Raw genomic sequence first — 19,046 nt, forward strand, 5'->3', positions numbered from 1 at the left:
GGGATTGCAGCTACTTCCGGCGGAAAACCTGGAACACGGTGGCCTGGCTGTCCGAGTAGCGGACCGGTGCGGAGATTTCACCCATGGGCTCCCATAGATCCTCAACCCCGATGGGCTGGATAAGTTGGTGTTTCAATGCCGTTGCAGTCACAAAGTTGAAGACCCCGCCCTGTTCCTGCAGCGGGTCCCAGACCAGCAGGTCGCCCGGAGCCGTATCAGCCATCACCATTTGCTCGTATTCGGACCGTTCGCGCCGTGGCAGGATGTTAGGAAATGTCGAAAAGCGGAAGTCCCTCCCCTGTCCGGGTCGCAAGGCGGCTTCCCATAAACAGACCGGAATCAGAACCCGCCGGGAGGGAGGCAGACGGTCCAACGTCTTCGCCAATCCGTTCCGGTAGCTTTCTCCTCCTGATCGCAGCAGCAACCATGCCTGTTTGGCGGGGTAAACGGCCATCAGGCCACATGCCACAGCCATCACCGGTATCAGGAGTTTCCCGGAACGGAGCATGGTGATTTTCCGGCCACCCGCGCACACGAGCCAGACGGCGAACGGGAGCACCCCGACGAAGTGGAGGGGATTGGGATTCCGGCCCACCACATTCAGCGCGAACGAAATCACGATCGCCAATGCGGGCAGCAGAAGTATGTCGTTGCTGGTGTCCTTCGGGTTCCGCACCGCCCGTAGCAGCAGGCAAATCCCATAGGCGAATGCAGGGACAAGCAGAACCAGCAAGGGGATCGCGCCCCGGCCGCTCAAGCCCCAGCGGAACAAGGTGAGATAGCCGGCCCCCATTCCATCCACCAGCATCCGCTGGCTGGCGAGGTTCAGCTTGAACTGCGCCCACGCGTCCGGTTGCAAGCCATACCAAGCCACGAACAACAGCACGCCTCCCGCCAGTGCCAGCACGGGCGGAAGCGTCCTCCGGACCGCAGCCATCAAACCATTCCGGCACCACTCCAGTACTGCCACCCCGGCACACCACGCTCCCGGCACCACCAGTCCGAGCGGATGCAAGGTCGGCAGGATCAACAGCAGCAAACTCCGGCAAACCAGCGTCCGTTTGGTATCCTGCCACCAGCATCCCGCCAGTAGCACCAAGGCGCAGGCAGTGGGGATCTCCGGCCGGTAGCTCTGAAGCGCCGTCAGTATCCCCGGCGCGGCGAGTGTGAAAAACCCGGCCGCCATCCCGGTCACCTTCCCCTCCGCCTTTCCGACCAATACCGCCACCCGCGTGGCCGTCAGAATCCACAGTCCCCACAGCAAGGAAACATCCGCTCCGGGACTCCAGGACACCACCGGGATCAACCATGATCTCAGCCACGGCCAGCCGAACCAATGGAATCCCCACGTCCGGTCGTAGCCCATGAAGGATCCCACCAGAGGCCACCGCAGGCTCCCGGGGCCATGCGATCCTGCGGCGGCGCCGATGCTTTGGAAACCATCCACGATCACGCTGCCCGTGCACAGGGCCAGCACGGGCGCGAGGATGATCCACCCGCCCGCTAACAAAATGGCCGCGGCTGCCAAAGCCCGCGACCATGTCCTGCCTGACCGCATTTGAATCATGTGCGGGAGCGTTCCAGCACCTCCTGGTAGTGCCGCAGATGCTGGCGGGTCACTGCCTCCGTCGTGAAGGTCTGGCACCGCTCGAGCCCCGCCAGCTCCAATCCACGGCGCGCATCCGCATCCTGCAACAGCCGCAGGATCTCCTTGGAAAAATCCGCGTCCTCCACCACCGCCCCGTACCGGCCGTGCTCCAGCACATAGTCGGCGCCCGGATTCTGGCTGGTCACGATCGCGGTACCCGCGGCCATGGCCTCCATGTAGGCCATGCCGAATCCTTCATAGATGCTCGGATAGCAGAACAGCCATGAGGAGGCATACCAGTCCGCCAGCTCTTGATCCGAGATACCCCGCAGCGCCCGCACCCGCGGATGATCCGGCACCTTGTCGCACAGCATCACCAGCTCCGCCCCCGGCATCCGGGGAAGAATGTCCTCCACGAAACGCTCATACATGAACTTGCCGCGTTTCCTGCCCGTCCAGTAGCCGTTGTAGAAGATACGAGGATGCTCTGCCTTCGCACCGGGCCGGAACAAGGTGGGATCGAAAGGATTGTCCACCACGTGCTGCAAGCCGTACATCTCCGCGGTTTCCGCACCGATGCAGAGCGTGCGGTCGGCGCGGGCGACGGAAACCCACTCGCACAGGTAGTTGAACCCCATCAGGAGCTTGCGGAGGACATTGTCCGTCGCCTGCATTTCCCGCAGGCTGGATCCGTGCAAGGTGCGCAGCCGCGGTCTCAGCGGTCTCAGCACGAAGTGGTCGTAGCCGTGGAAATGCCAGACATCCACATCGCCCGGCAGTGCTCCGAAATTCAAGGCCAGCGGATACACGACCTGACCAAGTTTCGAGCCCAGCCAGCGGTTGAGGCGATCGGAGCGGAACGGCTTCACGATCTCATAGCTGGCATCGGAAGGATTGCCCGACAAGGCGACCACGGAGACCTCATGCCCGGCCTCCACCAGACCATTGGCCAGCCGGTGGACGGCCACCGTCACCCCTCCCAGTTTCCCGCCCGCTTCCGGGAGAAATTCAATGACCAATGCGATCTTCATCGGAATCAAGCCGGGCAGCCATGCAGGAGCCGGACGGGCAATTCCAGGGTCCTGCGATACATCGGACCGTAGGCCGCTCCTACGGTGGCCCAGTTGAAGCGCCCGATGGCCCTCTGGCGTGCCACCGCCAAGGCCTCCATCTGGGCGGCGGACCGTTCTCCCAGCCACTTGTGAAGGGCATCGTTCCAACCCGCCTCATCCTCCTGAGCGACGAGCTCGCCGTTTTGTCCGGCCTCGACGAGTTCCGGCATGGAGCTTTTCGGCTGGGCCAGAATCGGAACCCCCATCGCCACCGCCTCGATCATCGCCAGCGAAAGTCCTTCACGCTCCGATGGGAACACCAGCACTCCCGCCCGGCCCAGCACCGCGCGTCCGGCCTTGCGGTCCACATTTCCGAGCCAATGGATGTTCGGAGTATTTCGAAAATCTTCCTCGAAGGACTTGCCCAGATCCCCGACCCCGCCACCCAGGGCGACGAACGGAATATCGGGGTTTTTGCGGGCAAGGTTCACAAACACTTCCGGATGCTTGCGGGGCTCGATCGCCGCGACCCACAACGGAAATCCACGGGGCAGGGCGCACACCTCCGCCGGCAGATCCGCGTCACAGTCGATGGCAGGATCATACAACGCGGGATCGAATCCATTCGGGATCACTCCCAGGAACCGTTCCGGCACCCGGTTGCGGATGTCCACCGCGACAGCTTCGCTGACCGCGACGAATGCGTCCACCCACCGCAGCACCCGGCGGTACCGGGCCCAGCACACCGGATGATCCGGATGCTGCTCCAGGTTCATGGTGTCCAGGTAGCGGGTATGTCCGACACCACGGAGCTTGGCCGCCACCGACGCAACGTAGTTCCCATGGCTGTAGGAAGCGGTATGGACGATGTCGAAACGATCCCTCGCGATGTCCACCGGCTCGCGGAGCACAAGATTGGGCAGTTTCCAAAACTCCTCGCCCTCCCGGCGGTCTTCATCCGAAACCGGATTCGAAAAGGAATGGAACTCGATCTCCGGATTGTACCGCACACAGGCACGCTGCAAGGTGCTGATGGGATTGCGCCAGCGGTCGAGGCTGATCGGCAACAGGACTTTCATGTTAAACTGGATGACGGCGGTTCGCCCGCGGGGAATTCCCCTCAGCGGAACAACCGGCGGTAAAGATCGCCATACTGGCGTCCGATCGATTCCCAGGAATAGCACTCCAGCGCATCCGCCCGGATGGCGGCGGCTGTCGTGGCGCGGGATGCACCGGAAGACCGGATGAAGGATTGCAGCGCGTCCGACCATGCGGCCGGCTCGCGGATATCGATGAGCCTTCCGTTCACCCCATCCCGGATCAACTCCGGCATGGAACTTTTCGGCTGGGCGATGACGGGTACGCCCATGCCCAACGCCTCGATCACCGAGAGCGCGAGGCCCTCCCGCTCCGAAGGAAACAGGAACACTGCGGCACGACGCAGAAGCGCCCGGATCATCCGGCGGTCCACGTGGCCCAGCCAACGCAGGTTGGGAACAGACTTCACCATCGGCTCGAAATGTCGTCCCAGCGGATGAACGTAGCCGGCTCCCACGAAGGGTATTCCGGGATGAGCCCTGGCCAGTTCCACGACGAACTCCGGATGCTTCCGCGGCTCCAAGGCGCCGACATACAAGGCGAACGGTCCGAGGTCCCGGACTTCCGCAGACAAAATCGCGTCGTCTTCAATCGCAGGATCGAAATAAGCGGCATCGAAACCGTTCGGGATCACTCCATGATAACGGCCCGCGCAACGCTCCGCGACTCCCTGGCCTGCCGCCCGGCTGACCGAGACGAATGCGTCGGCCAATCGTTCCGCGACTTGCAACAGTGTCCAGTCCTTTCCGTCACCGGGTCCGACTTCCAGATTGATCGTGGTGAGAAACCGGCACGCTCCAACCGAACGGACCTTCGACGCCACGGCGGCGGCGAGATTGTGCGGAGTGATCGACGCGGTGTGGACTCCATCGAAGCGGGTGGCCGTCAATTTCATCTGACCGGCCGCACGGACGTTCGGCAGCGCCCAGAATGCCTTTGCCAGCCGGGCGTCTTCCTCGCTGAACGGGGAAGACACCGAATGGAATTCGATGTCGGGATTGGCTTCGACGCATGCCCGCAACAGGGTTGCGATCGGATTGCGCCAGCGGTCCAGGCAGATCGGCAGGAGGACGCGCATCTCTGGAACTAGAGCGCGGGCGTTGGACGCTCGAACTCACGGAGAGGACGGCGGCCGCGGGCCGGAGGAGGCTCGGGATCAGGGCCCGCGGACGGATCGGCCGGCGCGGCGGCCAGACGGGCCGCCTCACGCTTCGCGCGCATGGCTTCCTGATACGTGGAGAAGGGAATGGCGAGCCAGAGCGCGAAGAACAGATTCTGCGGGAAGTTGCGGAACTGCGCGCCGTTGCCCATCGCGCCCACCAGGATCCCGAAGGTCAGTGCCAGGCAAAGCCGGGTGGTTTTGAAGGCGAGCGCGTTTCTCGGCAGGCTGAACATGTAGCGCATCAGCCGGTTCAACAGGAACATCGCGAAGAGCCCGCCAAGGATCAGGGGGACGTAACCGAACTTGATCAAGCTGTCGATCAGGGCGTCATGCCCCCAATGGAACTGGTCGTTCGTCGTATCCTTCGCGCTCATGCCGGCGGCGGAGAAACCGAACGGCTGCCAGAGACGCGGCTCCTGCGTGAGGTTCGCCCAACCGTGGATACGGTCCATCGCCGTGCCAAGCACCACCGCGCGTTTTACAGTTGGATCGTTCGTGGCGGAAAGCGCGATGTCCTGGAGGATCGTTTCCGCCTTGGGGACCATGTTGTACTTGAGAATCCACGGGGCGCTCAGCACCAGCGTGGCGAAGCACCCGACCGCCAGCAACAGGCCGAGACGGGCACGGAACTTGGTGGCCAGCATGAAATACGCGGCAAGCCCCCCGAGTCCGCAGGCCCAGCCGGTGCGGACGATGGTGAAGTAGGAAGCGATGAAAAACAACGGCGCGAGAGCCCACTTGCCAAGGCGCTGGAACGTGGTCGGCCTGGCATTGCCCGGCCGGAGAGGCACGAAGCAGTAGAGGACGTACAGGGAGAGAAGCGTGGAGGCCGTGCCCGCGCCATTGAAGGTGGAGAAGCATCGCACCTGTCCCATCGTTTCCCACAGGTTCTTCACCTCGATGGTCAGGCCGCTCATCAGATACCGGTACTCGAAATCCGAGTAGCCGAACTTGCGCTGCCAGAACATGTAGAACACCGCGGGGATGAAGGCGACGAAGGAGAACTGGAGCAGTTTCCGCTTCGACTCGTCCCCCGGGAACAACACTGGAATGGTGAAGAAGAGGAAGGCATAGAAGCCCTGGTTGACGATGGCGCTCATCTTGCCAAGGCCCGCCGAGTCCGACTCGCCGAAAATGGTCCCCACCACCGTGATCCCCACCACCAGCAGGGAGACGACCAACGAGATGATCTTGTCACGGGTGATCGCATCCCGCCCGAGCACCATCCCGAGGAACACCGATATGATCGATCCGGCGACCAACAGCGGCGGAATGGCCAGCACGTACGCCACGTCCGTCATGGTCGGGAATCCGCCCAGCACCATCAGGCGCTTCAGGAGGTCGATGTATCCGGTGCAGATGATCATCACGTACATCGCCGGACGGGGACTCACCGCACCGAACAGGAAAGCGGCGATCGCGAGATACAAATAGAGCTGTCCGAGCGAACTGCTGCGGGCCAGCAGGATCTCCACCATGATGTACAACCCCAAGGCCAGCCCGCAAAGGCCGACGAAAATGGCTTTGACGTTGATTCCGTTCATCGGCGCTCGCGCGGAGGGTCGGCGATGGGAGAGTGGGTTTCAAGAAGGGAATTCCCCGCCAACCGACCTACCGGGTGGATCAGGCGGCCTCAGGCACCGCGCAGCAATGCGGCCAGCCGCATCAGCCAGCCGCCGATGAAAGACGAATTCCGCAGGGATGCCGCTGGCCACAACCACGCCCAAGGTTCACCTTGGAACAGGCAGGTCCTGATACGAGCCACATCATAGCCCTTGGCGAGAGCCACGCTGTCCGCATGTGCCTCGTCCGTCGTAACCGTCCAGTCTGCGAAATGCAGTGCATCCGTGGCATCGGGATGCTCGAAGAGCCGGAGAAGGTTCCGAGTGGTGATGCCATGAAGATCTTCCAGAGTCCACCAGCTGCGGTAGAGGGGATCCGCCGCAAGGCGGACAAAAGCCAGGGCGGCCTTCTGGGCCCGCTCGCGGCCGGGGGCATGTTCGCCTGCTTCCGCCATCGCAAACACCGGTTCCCATTTGCCGGAGTTTCGCTCGTATCCCTGCAATGGCCCGGCCGCTCCACCGAGCAACACCTCGAACAACCGCTGATGGCGGTCCAGGGCAAGATCCCCTTCGCCCTCCGGGCGGTTGTAGAGCCACGCGGCCTTGTGTTCCGGAGTCGGGCCAGAGCCAGTCAAACCCAGATAGTATCCCCACAACGGAGCGTTCGCAGGCAGCAGACGGTTCAAAAGATCCTGGGAACTCCCACGCCAGCCAACATCGGCGACCGCCACTCGGCCAGCAGCCTGGTCGGCCATTTGTCCCAAGTATTGCCGGACGGGCTCGCCCGCCTGATGCCGGGCCGCGGCGATCCGGGCCTGCCATGCCGGGCCCGCGAGGATTTCCGTGATCCGGCTGCGGGCTGCGGCATTGAGCCGTTCGAGCAGGCCGGTGGCTGGCAAGCCGGCTTCTTCCCGGAGATCGTGAAGCGCCCTCTCATCCAAGGCGAACCGGGAACCCAGCAGTTGCAACGAGGCCAGACGGCTGCCTTCGAATAAATCGCCGGTTGCCGTTTCCGCGGAAAGAGCTAGCTGCAGCTGCCTGCGGCCAGCACAGAGATATTCAAGCTTGGGTGAATCAGCGTCCGCGAATATCCGGGCGGCTTCCAGCGGCAGCAGGCCATCCCGGGAAAGGAACCAGATCGTGCGAACGGCATCCCGGCGAGCTTGTTCCAGAATCCAGAAAGCAAAACCCGCGAGCAAGGGGCCAAGCACTCCAGCACCCAGCGAGGTCCAGAATTCATCCGGCTCCTCCATTCCGGCGCGGGCAGTCCGGCACAATGCCGCAATGCCGCCGAACCGACGAATGTCTTCCGGACCATGATAACGGGACCAGTCCTCCCAACGGCTGGCTTCCGCAGTGCCCAGCCGCTCGGCCTTCAATCCGGCGCGGCCTGGAGAAACCACGTCTCCATGACGGTTGTCCCCGCGATGCAAGATCTCGTGAGGCGCGGCTTCCAGTTCAGCCAGCAGACGCGGCCACATGTCGCCACGACCCTTGGTCACCTTCCATTCCCCCGATACCGCGAGAAGATCGCCCGGAAGAATCAGGTTTTCCCGCTCCAATATCCGACGGATGAAGGACGGAGCGAGATACATGTCGCTGACAAACGCCACCCTCCGCCCCTCGTTCCGCGCGGCATTCACAGCGGCACGGCCATGAGGAGTGGCGGTCAGGAATTCCTCCTCGAGGGAGAGCTCCAGCGACACGGAACGTCTCCGGTCCTCTTCCGACCAACCAAGCAGACGGCCCAGCATCCGGTGGATGTCCTCCAGCGTCACTTCCCCGCCGGGCTCCATGCGGCGGGACCAGCGTTCGGCTCGGACCCGCAGCGCCCGGAACATTCCCGCGGAGGGAACGCGAACGCCTTCTTCCCTCAGCTTCGCACCGAGCAGCATGAAGATATCCACCGGCAGCGCCGTCCGCCGCGTCAGAACCGTGTCAAAGACATCGAAAGTGGAAACGGGTCCTCTCAAATCACAACCGGTCGAGACCTTCATTCGCATCCGCACTGATGCGGCGGTTGATCACCGTCCGCACCGCCTGCCTCGTCACCTTGAACGAGGCCAGCGGCAGCACAGACATCAGGAGTGCCGAGCGTATTTTCATCTCCGCGTTTCCGCAGATGAAAATCCTCGCCAGCAACAACCACCAGAAGCGGATGGGCCGGCTCTCCTCATTGAAAATATAATGCAGGCCCGCACCGAGGAACGGACGCCAACGGGCATCATGGACGATTTGCCGCACCACCACCGCGATCGAACCATCGACACCCTCGAGGTCGATCAGCGCGGGCAATCCAGAAAGCACTTTCAAGTGGCTCCATGCCTGGTTCGCCGCCTGCGGAGACCGCTCGACCAGGCGTTCCGGGCACATCACGGCCAGGACATTCAAGTCCGCCATCATGGTCGCCAGCATCGCCACGTGCGGCACATGGGAATAAACCATCAGGTATCCCGCTCGCAGGTGCGGCAAGATCTTCCGCACGCGATAGCAGCCGGCGGAGATGAAAAGCAAATTGGAAAGCCGCCCCGCAATCCCCGGCCCCTCCACCAAACCGCGGAATCCACCAATCGTTCTCTCACCGTTATGGGTATGGAGAGAGGTGGAGAAACTCATGTAGCCCACTGCGGCATCCGCCGAAGCAATCCTCGCCAGGACATGCCCGACCGCATCCGGTAGCACGGAATCATCGTCACCCAACACCCACAGCCACTCACCATCGGCATGCTCGAAACATTTGCAGAGATTCGCGGCCAAACCGACATTGGCAGCATTCCGGTGGAAGTTGATCTTCGAGCCGATCCCTTCTCCGAACCGCTGCCGGACGACTGTCTCGACCACCTCGTCCGAGGCGTTATCGATGATCCGAACGCTCACTCCGGATGCGAGCTGAGGCAGCAATTCCGCAATCCGGTCGCAGACTTTCGCCGCACGGTTGTAAGTCGGGATTACGATCGACAGCACGGGGAATTCAGCCGACAGGATCATTCCGCGGGTTGAGGGGCTTGGTTCTGACGGTTCGCGAGCATCGTGCCAGTCTTCCAATACGGGCGCACGGTCAGTGCGATACCGATGCCGCCGATGATCCAGGTGCCTAGAATCGCGAGAGATCCCCCGCGCAGCCCCCAAGTCGAAAGGAATCCCCACAGCATCAGTGGCGTCGCGATCATCTGCACGTAGGCGATGATCACAAACGGTTCGACCTTGAAGGCGCGGGGCCAGTAAGTGAGACCGAGCGCGCAGGTCTGCACAAACTGCGCACCGAAAAGGATCAGCATCGAGTTGTCATCCATGAGACGGCCCTCGAAGCGCGGAAATTGCGCCAACACCTTCGTCGCCACGAACGCCGCGGCCGCGCAACCCATGGAAAACAGGCACACCTGAAGCCACCGCGCCTTGAACAACCGCCGCGCCGCCGCCACGTCTTCGTCCGCGATCAGGTGGGCCAGCTTCGGGAAGTTCATCGCCAGCCAGACCAGTGGCAGCCCGATCATCGCCGACCCCATGGTCTGGGAGAAACCGAGCCGTGCCGAGCTGGGAGCACCGAGCAGATGGAAGCAGATCGGCTGCTGGATCTGGAACACGAAGTAGGTGGTGAGATAGGTCTGGCTGGCCCGCTTGATCAGGCGGAGCAGCTCTTTCTTGAAATGCACGAGACGTTCCTCGATCTGGCTGCGGAACGGCACATACATCCACGGATAATTCTTCCGGAAACGAATCTCCTGGGAGAGGTAGGCGGCCAGCGCGCCGGCGCAGAATGAAAACAACCCCGCGCCAAGCAGCAGCAAGCTCCACTGGACGAGATACTGGATGAGCGCGTTCTTGGTCCGGAGGATGTTCGCGGCGGCCACCTGGTCCGCACCTTCCAGCAGGCCCCAGCGACCCTCCGAGGCAAACTGCAGCGAACTGATCGTGATGAAAGACACCCAGGCGCCGAGGGTATGGAAATCGCCATGACCCTGGTAGATGAGGAACGCCGCGCCGCCGAGTCCTGCGGCCAATCCGTATACCGTTGCCACGCGCAGCATCCACCGGTTCACGGTCGCCACGAATGCCGGTTCCAAGGGAGAGGTCCTGCGGCCCTCTTCATCCCCGCGCGCATGCGCGGCCACCTGGATGACCGAGGTGCCCGCCCCCAGCTCGAACAACGCGCGCAGAGCCAGCAGGCTCGCGAACAAATAGTACAAGCCCTGCTTCTCGGGAGTCAGGGTCCAGACCGTCAGAAATGCGCCTACAGGCGCGGCCGCCATCGACATGATACGCGCGCCGAGCCCGGTCAGGACCTTTTTGTCCAAGCCAAGCAAACCGGCGATCCGCAGGACCCAGGATGGAAGACGATCAGTCAAGGCAGGCACGCGTATGGAATTCAGACACCCTTCGGACGTTTTTGCTCCCAAAGCTCGCGGATCCCTTCTTCAAGAGTCACAGACGGCTTCCATCCTGGCACGGCTTCGCCGAGATCCGATGGCAGCATCACCTCCCGCTCGCGGTAGGGTCTCGCCCCCCAGTGAGCGTTCACCGGACTGCCGGTCACCCGGCCGATCGTCGCCGCCAATTCACGGATGGAGATCACGCTCCCGGCGCGCAGCATGTATCGCTGGTGACACGGTTCCGTGGCGGCCCTCAGCAGGCGATCAGCGGCCAGATACGCTTCCGCCACATCCCGCACATGGACGAGATCGATCTTCTGCTCGCCCGGAGAAAGTTCCAGCGGCGTCTGGTTCCGGGCGGCGTTCAGAAGCAGCGTGATCAGCTTCCCGCGTGGATCATCCTCGCCGTAAGTGTCATGCAGCTTAAGCGTGACCGCCTTCACACCGGACACCCTCACGTAGTATTCGAGGAGATCCTCGAAGGCCTGCTTGGTGGCTGCATACAAGCACACCGGATCGTAGTCGTTGTTTTCGAAATGCTGCCAGCCGGTGCCGGTGTTGACGAAGCGTTTGCAACCGGTGGCGCGCATGCCCTCGAGCAACTGCATGCCGAACAGGAGATTCGAAGCTACCAGCGACTCCACGTCACCCGCCGCATGGTTGGTGATGATCCTGGACGCGAGGTGGAAAACCGTATCCGGCTGCACCATCTCGAAAACGCGGAGCATGTCGGTGGTGCTGCCGTCGTATTCCCAGACAGCGCAGCCTTCCGGAATCCGCGAGCGATCGGAAGTGGAGCGGACAATCGCCGCCACCTTCCATCCCTCCGCAAGGAGGCGGCGGGCGAGGTGATTGCCAATGAAGCCGGTGACGCCGGTGACGATGGCTGTTTGAGGAGAGGACATCGGGCTGGTGATGAAATCATTCGCTGCCGCGGAAGGTCCGCAGCAGGTTCGAGGCTAGGGCGGAAGCGCGGTGGCGTTCGTTGAGCAGACGGCGGGCGCCTTCCACAACAGGGAGGATTCTTTCAGGAGTGCGGAGCGCTTCTTCCACGAAGTCGGCGATGCCTTCAGCAGTGAGTTCCGGATCGTAGAGGAAGCAGTTCTCGCCATTGACCCAGTCGTGGTAGGTGCCTTCCTCCGCCCCATGAACGACGGGGGCGGCACCGGCTGCGGCGGCTTCCAAGGGACGGAAGCAATGATACGCGAGGCCCTTGCCCGCCATGCAGAGTTTGCTGTCCAGAAGACCAGCCGTGAACTTACCAAAGGATTTCTCTCCGAGTTCAAAGACCTTGTATCCGCGGGCGGCGAGGATTTGCGTGGCTTCGCGCTGCTTGATCCGTTGTTCGTTGTGATAGATGCCGGCCACGAAGATGTCGTGCCCGCCGGGGCCGGTTCGTTGTGCGCCGAGTGAATCGATGAGCTCGTCCGGCATCACCGTGGGCAGATAGTGGATGAGCGTGTTCCGCGGCCCCATGCAGGTGCCGACCAGATCGCACGGCACATTCAGCATGAAGTAGTGGTCCGGCTCGATGCAGGTGAGACCGAATTCACTGGGACGAAACTGATCGGAGTAGTCGGTGATGGCGAAGCGCGCTTTCGACCCGAAGAACACGCGCCGCATGAAGCGGGCGGCATCGGGATTTTTGAAGAACCAGGCGGCGATGCGTTTAACCTGCCGCCGCAAGAAGCCATTGCCGGTGGTCCAGGTGATGTGGACGGGAGGAACGATCACCCAATCGTAACGGCGGCCGCGCAGCAACTCGAAGGCCAGGCGGACCATTGCCGAGCGCGGCGCCTTCTTCGGGCAACCGCTGTGCATCACCGCATTGCCGGTCTGGCAATGGACGACTTCGACCTCCGGTGAGCGGGCCACCAGCAGGAGCGAGTCCGTTGTGAGATCGAGGATCTTCATTCCCTCAGAAGGGGCTCGCGTAGGAACCGAATTCCGGATGCGCGAGATCGCGGCCCGAAATGATCGCGTCCGTGATCGGCCATTCGAAGCCGAATGAATTCCAAAGCAGGCCCTTGTCCGCATCCGCAGCGTGGACGGCATCCGTCTTGTAAACCATGCAGGAGCCGTCCTCCAAACTCAGGAAGCCATGGGCAAAACCCCGCGGGACGTGAACGACATGATGATTCGCCGCGGAGAGTTCGAAGGATGCCGCCTTGCCGTAAGTTGGGGATTCCTTCCGTAGATCGAGCAGGACATCGAGCACGCGTCCGGAGAGGCAATAGATCAGCTTCTGATGATCGTGCGGCGGAATCTGGAAATGCATCCCCCGCAGGACATCCTTCGCGGAGGTCGAGAAGAACTCCTCCCGCACGATCATGGAGATTCCATGCGCAGCCAGTTGGTCTTCATGAAACGGTTTCACGAAGTTGCCGCGGGCGTCCTCAAACACGAAGGGTCTGAGGATCTTCACTCCCGGCAGGGGCTCGTCGATGAGTGTCATGGGATCGGGAGGAAACTTCAGCTTTCCGCGCCAGCGGTCTTTGCCGCGACGAAGTTGCGGATGGTTGCCGCCATGTAGTCGATCATCTCTCCGGTAAGGCCCGGATAGGTGCCGAGGAAAAGCGTGTGGTTCATGATGCGGTCCGCACCGGGCAGTTCGCCCGAGACGCGGATCGCGCCCGGATCATCGCGGCGGAGTTGCACGAAGGCCGGCTGGCGGACGAGGTTGCCGCCGAAGAGCATGCGGTTGCCGATCTTCTTCTCATCGAGATGCGCGGCGAGTTCCGTACGGGTGAAGGGAGCTCCTTCGCGGATGGTCATCTTGAAGCCGAACCACGAGCAGGACGTGCGGCAGCCGGTATCGTCCCATTCAAAGGTGCCGTCTTCATTCCAAGCGGTCGCGTGGGTCGGCAGGGCGAAGTCGATGACCTCTTCCAATCCCTTCAGGCCCGCGCGGAGGCGCTGCCAGTTGTCCTTGCGTGCCTCGATGAACGCAGGCAGGCGGCGGATCTGCACGCGACCAATGGCGGCCTGCGGATCGAGCGGCTTCAGATTGTAGCCGAGATGGCTGTAGATGTACTTGTGATCGTAGCCCTGCGGCAGTTCTCCGAGCTGCCATTGGAAGCGCTTGCCGCAAGTGTCGTCCTTGCCCGAGGCGCACCAGCAATCGCGGCCCCAGTCACGGAAGCTCTCCGCGTAGGTTTTGAGCGGGGGCTTTCGAACGATGTTCACCGCGCCACCCTCGCCCATGGTGAGATGGTGCGGAGGGTAGAAGGACTGCGTGGAAATATCGCCAAAGGAACCGGTCGGCGCGGTGAGCAGGTCACGGCCATCCACAAACTCGATGCGGATGATCGGGTGCTCGCCCTTGTCCGCGATCTTCAGCAGGTGATCGAGGCCGAGTTCCTTCGCGCGCTCCACCGGCAGCGAGTAGGTGCAGCCAAGGGCGTCGCAGTTGTCCTCCACCAGCCAGAGATCGTACTTCTTGCAGAACTCGAGCACCACGCCGAGATCGAAGGGATTGCCGAGCGCGTGAGCCATCATCACCGCCTTGGTCCTGCCCGGCGAGTACGCCGCTTCCAGTAGCGAGCAATCCGCGTTTCCGGTGAGCGGCTTTGCATCGACGAAAACCGGAACGGCTCCGTTCTGGATGATGGGCGCCACGGTGGTGGGAAAACCGGCGGCCACGGTGATCACTTCATCACCCGGGCGGATGCGCTTGTGCTCCGGCAGCTTGTGGGTGGTCAGCGCGCTGAAGGCCACGAGGTTCGCGGAGGAGCCGGAGTTCACCAGCAGCGAGTGCCTCACGCCGAGAAACGCGGCCAGCTCCTTCTCCATCGCCTCGCCCTCGGGGCCGAGCGTGAGCCAGAAATCGAGCGTGGCGGAGACGGCGGCGGTGACTTCCTCGGTTTCGAACACGCGCCCGGCATAGGGAACGGTGGTCTGGCCGGGAACGAACGCGGGGCCGTCCTCGATGAACCCGGGACGATTCTGGCGGTGCGCCAAACGGGAGTATTCCGCGGTCAGGCGGAGGATTTCAGCTTTGAGCTCTGGAAGGGACATGGGAAGGGACGGTGGGGGTGAGCATTAAACGGACCACGGCAGGCCGATGGCGGCGGCGGATGCCTGGTAGGCTTCGATCTGGCGATCGCAGAGGGTGGCGGCATCCTCGCCATTCTCCTCGGCGAGATACCATTCCGCGGTGCGGGCGATGGTTTCGGGAAAATCCCAGACGGGCTGCCACTGGAGCAGATGGAAGGCCTTGTCGATGGCGAGATTCAGCTTGGAGGCCTCGTGCGGTGCGTTTGGATCGGAGCGGTCCTCCCAGTTTCCGCCGGTGTGACGGATGAGTTCGCCGACGAGTTCGGAAACGGGTCGGTTGCTGGTCAGGCGCGGGCCGAAATTGAAAGCGGAGCGGAACGGCGCGTTGTCCGGGTAGCCGGTGAGCCGCGCGTTGTGCAGCACCGCACCCAGCCAGAGGTAGCCGGACAGCGGCTCAAGCACATGCTGCCAGGGACGGGTGGCGATCTTGTTGCGGACCGGGATGGTCTCCCCGGCGCGCAGGGCGCGAATACAATCAGGCACGATGCGGTCCGCGGCCCAATCGCCGCCACCGATCACATTGCCCGCACGCGCGGTGGCCATGGCCACCTTGCCACCGGGATCGAAGAAGGAACGGCGGTAGGAAGCGGCGGCGATTTCCGCAGCCCCCTTCGACGCGCTGTAGGGATCATGACCGCCCATCGCATCCTCCTCGCGGTAGCTGTGGAGCCACTCGCGGTTCTCATAGCACTTGTCGGTCGTTACTACGACCACCGTACACTCATGCCCGCTGCGGCGGATCGCTTCCAACACATGGACGGTGCCCATGACATTGGTGGCGAAGGTATCCACCGGGATGTCGTAGGAGAGACGCACCAGCGGCTGGGCCGCGAGATGGAAAACGAAGCGAGGCTTCAGGGTCGCGACCAGTTCGGCAAGGCGATCCAACTCCGAGAGATTCCCACGGTGATCCGCAGCGAGACGCAGCGAAAGACCGAGGCTGTCATAGAGCCTCTCATGCGGCTGCGGGTCGAGCGCGTAGCCTGTGACCCGTGCTCCACAGCGGACAAGCCACTGGGCCATCCACGAGCCCTTGAATCCGGTGTGCCCCGTGAGGAGCACCTCCGCATCGCGATAGGTATCTGCAAACACGCTCATGAGAGAGGAAAGGAAACGTTACCAGGTTTTCCAAGGAGCCTTGCGGGTCTCCCACAGTCGCTCCAGCTCCAGCTTGTCGCGGAGCGTGTCCATCGGACGCCAGAAGCCGTGATGGCGGAAGATGCCGAGCTGGCGGTCACGAGCGAGCGACTCGAGCGGCTCGCGCTCCCAGATCGTCGGATCGCCTTCGATGCGGTCGAAGACGGACGGCTCCAGCACGAAAAAGCCACCGTTGATCCATGAGCCATCGCCTTCCGGCTTTTCCTGGAAGGCGAGGACGGAGTCGCCTTCCAGATGCAGCGCGCCGAAGCGTCCGGGCGGTTGCACGCCGGTAAGCGTGGCTTCAAGTCCGGCCGCGCGGTGGGCGGCGATGAGGGCGGTGATGTCGATGTCCCCCACCCCGTCGCCATAGGTGCAGCAGAAGGTCTCGTTTCCGATGTAGGGCTGGATGCGCTTGATGCGGCCGCCGGTCATCGTTTCATCACCGGTGTCCACGATGGTCACGCGCCACGGCTCGGCCTTCTTGTGGTGGACCTCCATGGTATTGCCGACCATGTCGAAGGTGACATCCGACATGTGGAGGAAGTAGTTCGCGAAATACTCCTTGATGACGTAGCCCTTGTATCCCGCGCAGATGACAAAGTCATTGATGCCATGCGCGCTGTAGATCTTCAGCACGTGCCAAAGGATCGGACGACCGCCGATCTCGACCATCGGCTTCGGCTTGAGCGCGGTTTCTTCGGAGAGGCGGGTGCCAAGGCCTCCGGCAAGGATGACGGCTTTCATGGGGACAGTTTGTGGCGTGGGGGAAAGAAAAGATTCAGGCGAGACGACGGGCTTCTCCGATCACATGACCGGCGAGAGCCTCCGGTGACCAAAAGCGGCGGTAACGGTCCAAGACATGGGCGCGGCGTGCGGCATCTTCCGATGCGGAGATCTCCAGCAGGCCTGCGAGGCGCTGTTCGATGGCGGGCCAATCGACTTCTCCATCGAGCTCGTAGCCCATGGTGCCGAGTTCGATCAGCTCGGTTTCATCGAAGGGCTGGTACCAATGAATCGAAAGCGAGTCCGTGGCGACGGCAGTACCGACCATGAAGCTGTCGATCAGGCGGAAGGGAATGCTCAGGCTGAGTCCCGAGACATTGATGTTCCAAGCGGAAGACGCGACCGTCGCCGCATAGTCGTCGTCATCGCGGAGAGCCGGACCAATGAGGGCGGGGTCGGAGCTATTGAGCAGGCGGGCATCCACATCCGGGCGGTTCATCGCACGGAGATGGCGGACGATGCGGCCGCGCTTCACGTTCGGATGCTGGTAAAGCCCCTGCTTGTCCTTGAGCCGGTCATTGGCCTCGGCATCGGAGTCCCCGCCGAAGTAGGCGAGGACGCGCTTGGCGCGCGGAGTTTCCGCATGACGTTCCCATGCACGCAGGAGTTCGAGGTTGCGCTTGAAGTCCAGCGAACGCGAAAGCGGCCTGCCCAACATCGCACGGCGGATCTTCGATGCATTGCGAACCGCGGCTTCCGGCATCGGGCGTTCGATCTGCCGGCACAGCTTCAGCGAATCCGGAAAGGAATCCGGGAGCTGGCACTTGAAATACAAATCGCAGTCATCGAGCAGATGTTCGGCATACGAATACCCGTGGTCGGTGACATCGAAGACGAAGCGCTTCACCGTGCCACCGAAATCGATCTCACCCTGGAGCCACCACATCGGGCCGTTCACCTTTGCCACCCATGCCGGGGCCAGCGCCTTCGCGCCCCAGCGGAAGTAGCGATGGCGCAGGGCGGTCTTGGCAGCGGACAGGCGGAAGCGCAGATCCAGCTCTCCCTTCTGCTCCAACAGGCCGAGGCCGGTCACCAGCCAGTCGAAATAACCGGCGTGATTCAGGCAGAAATCCGTGATGGTGACGACCGGTCGCTTCACAGGCTGGCGGGGTCTTCGGCGAGGAAGGCCTGGTACTCGGCGGGAGTGCCGAGAATCCAATGCTTCTCGCAGGGATCGAGGATGAATCGCGCGCCGCGGGCGATGAGGCGGTTGTAGAGAGGAGCCACGTAGAACTCGCCCTTCTCCCGCTCATCCGCGGCGATGGCGGCGCGGGCGATTTCGAGGAAAGCGGCAGTGGATGAGAAATGATAAAGGCCGGTGAGAGCGTCATTCGAGATCACCGACTTCTCGCGGACCTCGTTGACGATGCCATCCGCATCCGTGCTGGCGAAGCTGAAACGCGGCTCGGTGGAATGGAACGAACCGAGCACGCCATCGTGCGAAGCGTCCTGCAATCGTGCGGCGAGGCCGCTGGAACGGAAGGCGGTGTCGATGTTGAAGATGAGCAGTCCGGCTTCCGGATCGAGCAGGTCCGCGGCGAGCACCACGGTTTCCGCTTGGCCGCGGGTGGTTTCATCCAACCACAGGAAACGGGGATTCCGTGAGGCGTAGAGACGGCGGATTTCATCCTCCAGGCCGTGTTCATCGCGATGCTGTTTGAGTCCCACGAACACGAGCGTGGTCGCAAGTTCGAGCGGCAGCGAATCGACGCTCCACTCCAGCAGCGTCTTGCCATGCGCTGGCAGCAGCGGCTTGGGAATGGCATAGCCCGCCTCCGTGAAGCGGCTGCCGAGACCGGCCATGGGAATGACGATGTTCATCCGGGAAAAGATTCAACCCACGTTGCCACCGGCTCCGGCCTGCTCCTCGCGGTTGGCGGGCAGGTTCGAGGCGTCATCGGCAACCGCATCCCAGCTCTCGAAGCGGAAGGCATTGTCATCGATGTAGATCTGCGCCCACGGCTTGCCGAAGTAGATCTCATCATAAGGAACGTCGTGCCGCTCCAGCCAATCCAGTGTGTCCTTCGCGATGCGCGCCTGGACGAGCCCGACGTTCGCGCCGCAGGTCTTCATGTGGCGTGCGGTCTGGATGATGATGTAGTGCCCGGCTTCCTTGAAGGCGCGGAGCTTTTCCGGTGCGCCGGGAATGGGGGCGATGTCCCGGTAAGTCTGGCCGGGTTTCTTCAATTCGGCGATCACGCCATCAAGGTCGATGCAAAGGCGGGCCATGGTTCG

17 protein-coding genes are annotated in these 19,046 nt (G+C 62.6%); all 17 read right to left on the bottom strand.

What is annotated here, in order from left to right; genetic code table 11:
* Positions 1-10: 10 nt before the first annotated feature.
* The 17 genes from KBB96_RS15265 to KBB96_RS15345 all read right to left on the bottom strand — a co-directional run bounded on the left by KBB96_RS15265 (position 11) and on the right by KBB96_RS15345 (position 19,040).
* Positions 11-1,477 (bottom strand): hypothetical protein, encoded by a 1,467-nt coding sequence (locus KBB96_RS15265; RefSeq protein WP_211630334.1) that lies wholly within the window; start codon positions 1,475-1,477, stop codon positions 11-13.
* Positions 1,478-1,563: 86 nt separating this feature from the next.
* Positions 1,564-2,619: a glycosyltransferase family 4 protein gene (locus KBB96_RS15270; protein WP_211630335.1), complete on the bottom strand. Its 1,056-nt coding sequence runs from the start codon at positions 2,617-2,619 to the stop codon at positions 1,564-1,566.
* A 5-nt stretch (positions 2,620-2,624) separates the two neighbouring features.
* Positions 2,625-3,719, bottom strand: a complete 1,095-nt coding sequence (locus KBB96_RS15275; RefSeq protein ID WP_211630337.1) for a glycosyltransferase family 4 protein — start codon at positions 3,717-3,719, stop codon at positions 2,625-2,627.
* A 41-nt stretch (positions 3,720-3,760) separates the two neighbouring features.
* Positions 3,761-4,816 carry a glycosyltransferase family 4 protein gene (locus KBB96_RS15280; RefSeq protein WP_211630338.1) on the bottom strand — a complete coding sequence of 352 codons (1,056 nt, stop codon included), beginning with the start codon at positions 4,814-4,816 and terminating at the stop codon, positions 3,761-3,763.
* 8 nt (positions 4,817-4,824) lie between these two features.
* A complete protein-coding gene (locus KBB96_RS15285) occupies positions 4,825-6,444 on the bottom strand; it encodes a hypothetical protein (RefSeq protein ID WP_211630339.1) in 1,620 nt (539 codons plus the stop codon).
* A gap of 89 nt (positions 6,445-6,533) precedes the next feature.
* On the bottom strand, positions 6,534-8,459 hold the full coding sequence (locus KBB96_RS15290; protein WP_211630340.1) for a hypothetical protein: 1,926 nt from the start codon (positions 8,457-8,459) through the stop codon (positions 6,534-6,536).
* Entirely contained in the window at positions 8,437-9,426 is a 990-nt protein-coding gene (locus tag KBB96_RS15295; RefSeq protein WP_211630341.1) for a glycosyltransferase family 2 protein, read from the bottom strand. Before KBB96_RS15295 ends, KBB96_RS15290 begins: the two co-directional genes overlap by 23 nt.
* Before the next feature lie 20 nt (positions 9,427-9,446).
* Positions 9,447-10,817, bottom strand: a complete 1,371-nt coding sequence (locus KBB96_RS15300; protein WP_211630342.1) for a hypothetical protein — start codon at positions 10,815-10,817, stop codon at positions 9,447-9,449.
* Between the two features lie 11 nt (positions 10,818-10,828).
* Positions 10,829-11,737, bottom strand: coding sequence for an NAD-dependent epimerase/dehydratase family protein (locus KBB96_RS15305; protein WP_211630343.1), 909 nt, complete (start codon positions 11,735-11,737; stop codon positions 10,829-10,831).
* A 16-nt stretch (positions 11,738-11,753) separates the two neighbouring features.
* Positions 11,754-12,746, bottom strand: coding sequence for a hypothetical protein (locus KBB96_RS15310; RefSeq protein ID WP_211630345.1), 993 nt, complete (start codon positions 12,744-12,746; stop codon positions 11,754-11,756).
* Positions 12,747-12,750: 4 nt separating this feature from the next.
* A complete protein-coding gene (locus tag KBB96_RS15315) occupies positions 12,751-13,287 on the bottom strand; it encodes a dTDP-4-dehydrorhamnose 3,5-epimerase family protein (RefSeq protein ID WP_211630347.1) in 537 nt (178 codons plus the stop codon).
* Positions 13,288-13,304: 17 nt separating this feature from the next.
* The gene (gene rfbH / locus KBB96_RS15320; RefSeq protein ID WP_211630348.1) at positions 13,305-14,849 is read right to left on the bottom strand and encodes a lipopolysaccharide biosynthesis protein RfbH; all 1,545 of its coding nucleotides are present in this window, start codon (positions 14,847-14,849) and stop codon (positions 13,305-13,307) included.
* Between the two features lie 24 nt (positions 14,850-14,873).
* Positions 14,874-15,986, bottom strand: a complete 1,113-nt coding sequence (gene rfbG / locus KBB96_RS15325; protein WP_211630350.1) for a CDP-glucose 4,6-dehydratase — start codon at positions 15,984-15,986, stop codon at positions 14,874-14,876.
* An 18-nt stretch (positions 15,987-16,004) separates the two neighbouring features.
* Complete coding sequence (rfbF, locus tag KBB96_RS15330; RefSeq protein ID WP_211630352.1) at positions 16,005-16,772, bottom strand: glucose-1-phosphate cytidylyltransferase; 768 nt, start codon at positions 16,770-16,772, stop codon at positions 16,005-16,007.
* A gap of 34 nt (positions 16,773-16,806) precedes the next feature.
* Positions 16,807-17,910 (bottom strand): hypothetical protein, encoded by a 1,104-nt coding sequence (locus KBB96_RS15335; protein ID WP_211630353.1) that lies wholly within the window; start codon positions 17,908-17,910, stop codon positions 16,807-16,809.
* Positions 17,907-18,632, bottom strand: coding sequence for a glycosyltransferase family 2 protein (locus tag KBB96_RS15340; protein WP_211630355.1), 726 nt, complete (start codon positions 18,630-18,632; stop codon positions 17,907-17,909). Before KBB96_RS15340 ends, KBB96_RS15335 begins: the two co-directional genes overlap by 4 nt.
* A 12-nt stretch (positions 18,633-18,644) precedes the next feature.
* The gene (locus KBB96_RS15345; RefSeq protein WP_211630357.1) at positions 18,645-19,040 is read right to left on the bottom strand and encodes an HAD family hydrolase; all 396 of its coding nucleotides are present in this window, start codon (positions 19,038-19,040) and stop codon (positions 18,645-18,647) included.
* Positions 19,041-19,046: the final 6 nt, after the last annotated feature.

Source organism: Luteolibacter ambystomatis, assembly GCF_018137965.1.
Taxonomy (GTDB): domain Bacteria; phylum Verrucomicrobiota; class Verrucomicrobiia; order Verrucomicrobiales; family Akkermansiaceae; genus Luteolibacter; species Luteolibacter ambystomatis.

What these genes read in the sequence shown, in the direction of transcription:
- KBB96_RS15275 (WP_211630337.1), bottom strand. Translation starts at nt 3,719, where the DNA reads ATGAAAGTCCTGTTGCCGATCAGCCTCGACCGCTGGCGCAATCCCATC.
- KBB96_RS15285 (WP_211630339.1), bottom strand. Translation starts at nt 6,444, where the DNA reads ATGAACGGAATCAACGTCAAAGCCATTTTCGTCGGCCTTTGCGGGCTG.
- rfbG (WP_211630350.1), bottom strand. Translation starts at nt 15,986, where the DNA reads ATGAGCGTGTTTGCAGATACCTATCGCGATGCGGAGGTGCTCCTCACG.
- KBB96_RS15315 (WP_211630347.1), bottom strand. Translation starts at nt 13,287, where the DNA reads ATGACACTCATCGACGAGCCCCTGCCGGGAGTGAAGATCCTCAGACCC.
- KBB96_RS15345 (WP_211630357.1), bottom strand. Translation starts at nt 19,040, where the DNA reads ATGGCCCGCCTTTGCATCGACCTTGATGGCGTGATCGCCGAATTGAAG.
- rfbH (WP_211630348.1), bottom strand. Translation starts at nt 14,849, where the DNA reads ATGTCCCTTCCAGAGCTCAAAGCTGAAATCCTCCGCCTGACCGCGGAA.
- KBB96_RS15280 (WP_211630338.1), bottom strand. Translation starts at nt 4,816, where the DNA reads ATGCGCGTCCTCCTGCCGATCTGCCTGGACCGCTGGCGCAATCCGATC.
- KBB96_RS15270 (WP_211630335.1), bottom strand. Translation starts at nt 2,619, where the DNA reads ATGAAGATCGCATTGGTCATTGAATTTCTCCCGGAAGCGGGCGGGAAA.
- KBB96_RS15340 (WP_211630355.1), bottom strand. Translation starts at nt 18,632, where the DNA reads ATGAACATCGTCATTCCCATGGCCGGTCTCGGCAGCCGCTTCACGGAG.
- rfbF (WP_211630352.1), bottom strand. Translation starts at nt 16,772, where the DNA reads ATGAAAGCCGTCATCCTTGCCGGAGGCCTTGGCACCCGCCTCTCCGAA.
- KBB96_RS15290 (WP_211630340.1), bottom strand. Translation starts at nt 8,459, where the DNA reads ATGAAGGTCTCGACCGGTTGTGATTTGAGAGGACCCGTTTCCACTTTC.
- KBB96_RS15305 (WP_211630343.1), bottom strand. Translation starts at nt 11,737, where the DNA reads ATGTCCTCTCCTCAAACAGCCATCGTCACCGGCGTCACCGGCTTCATT.
- KBB96_RS15310 (WP_211630345.1), bottom strand. Translation starts at nt 12,746, where the DNA reads ATGAAGATCCTCGATCTCACAACGGACTCGCTCCTGCTGGTGGCCCGC.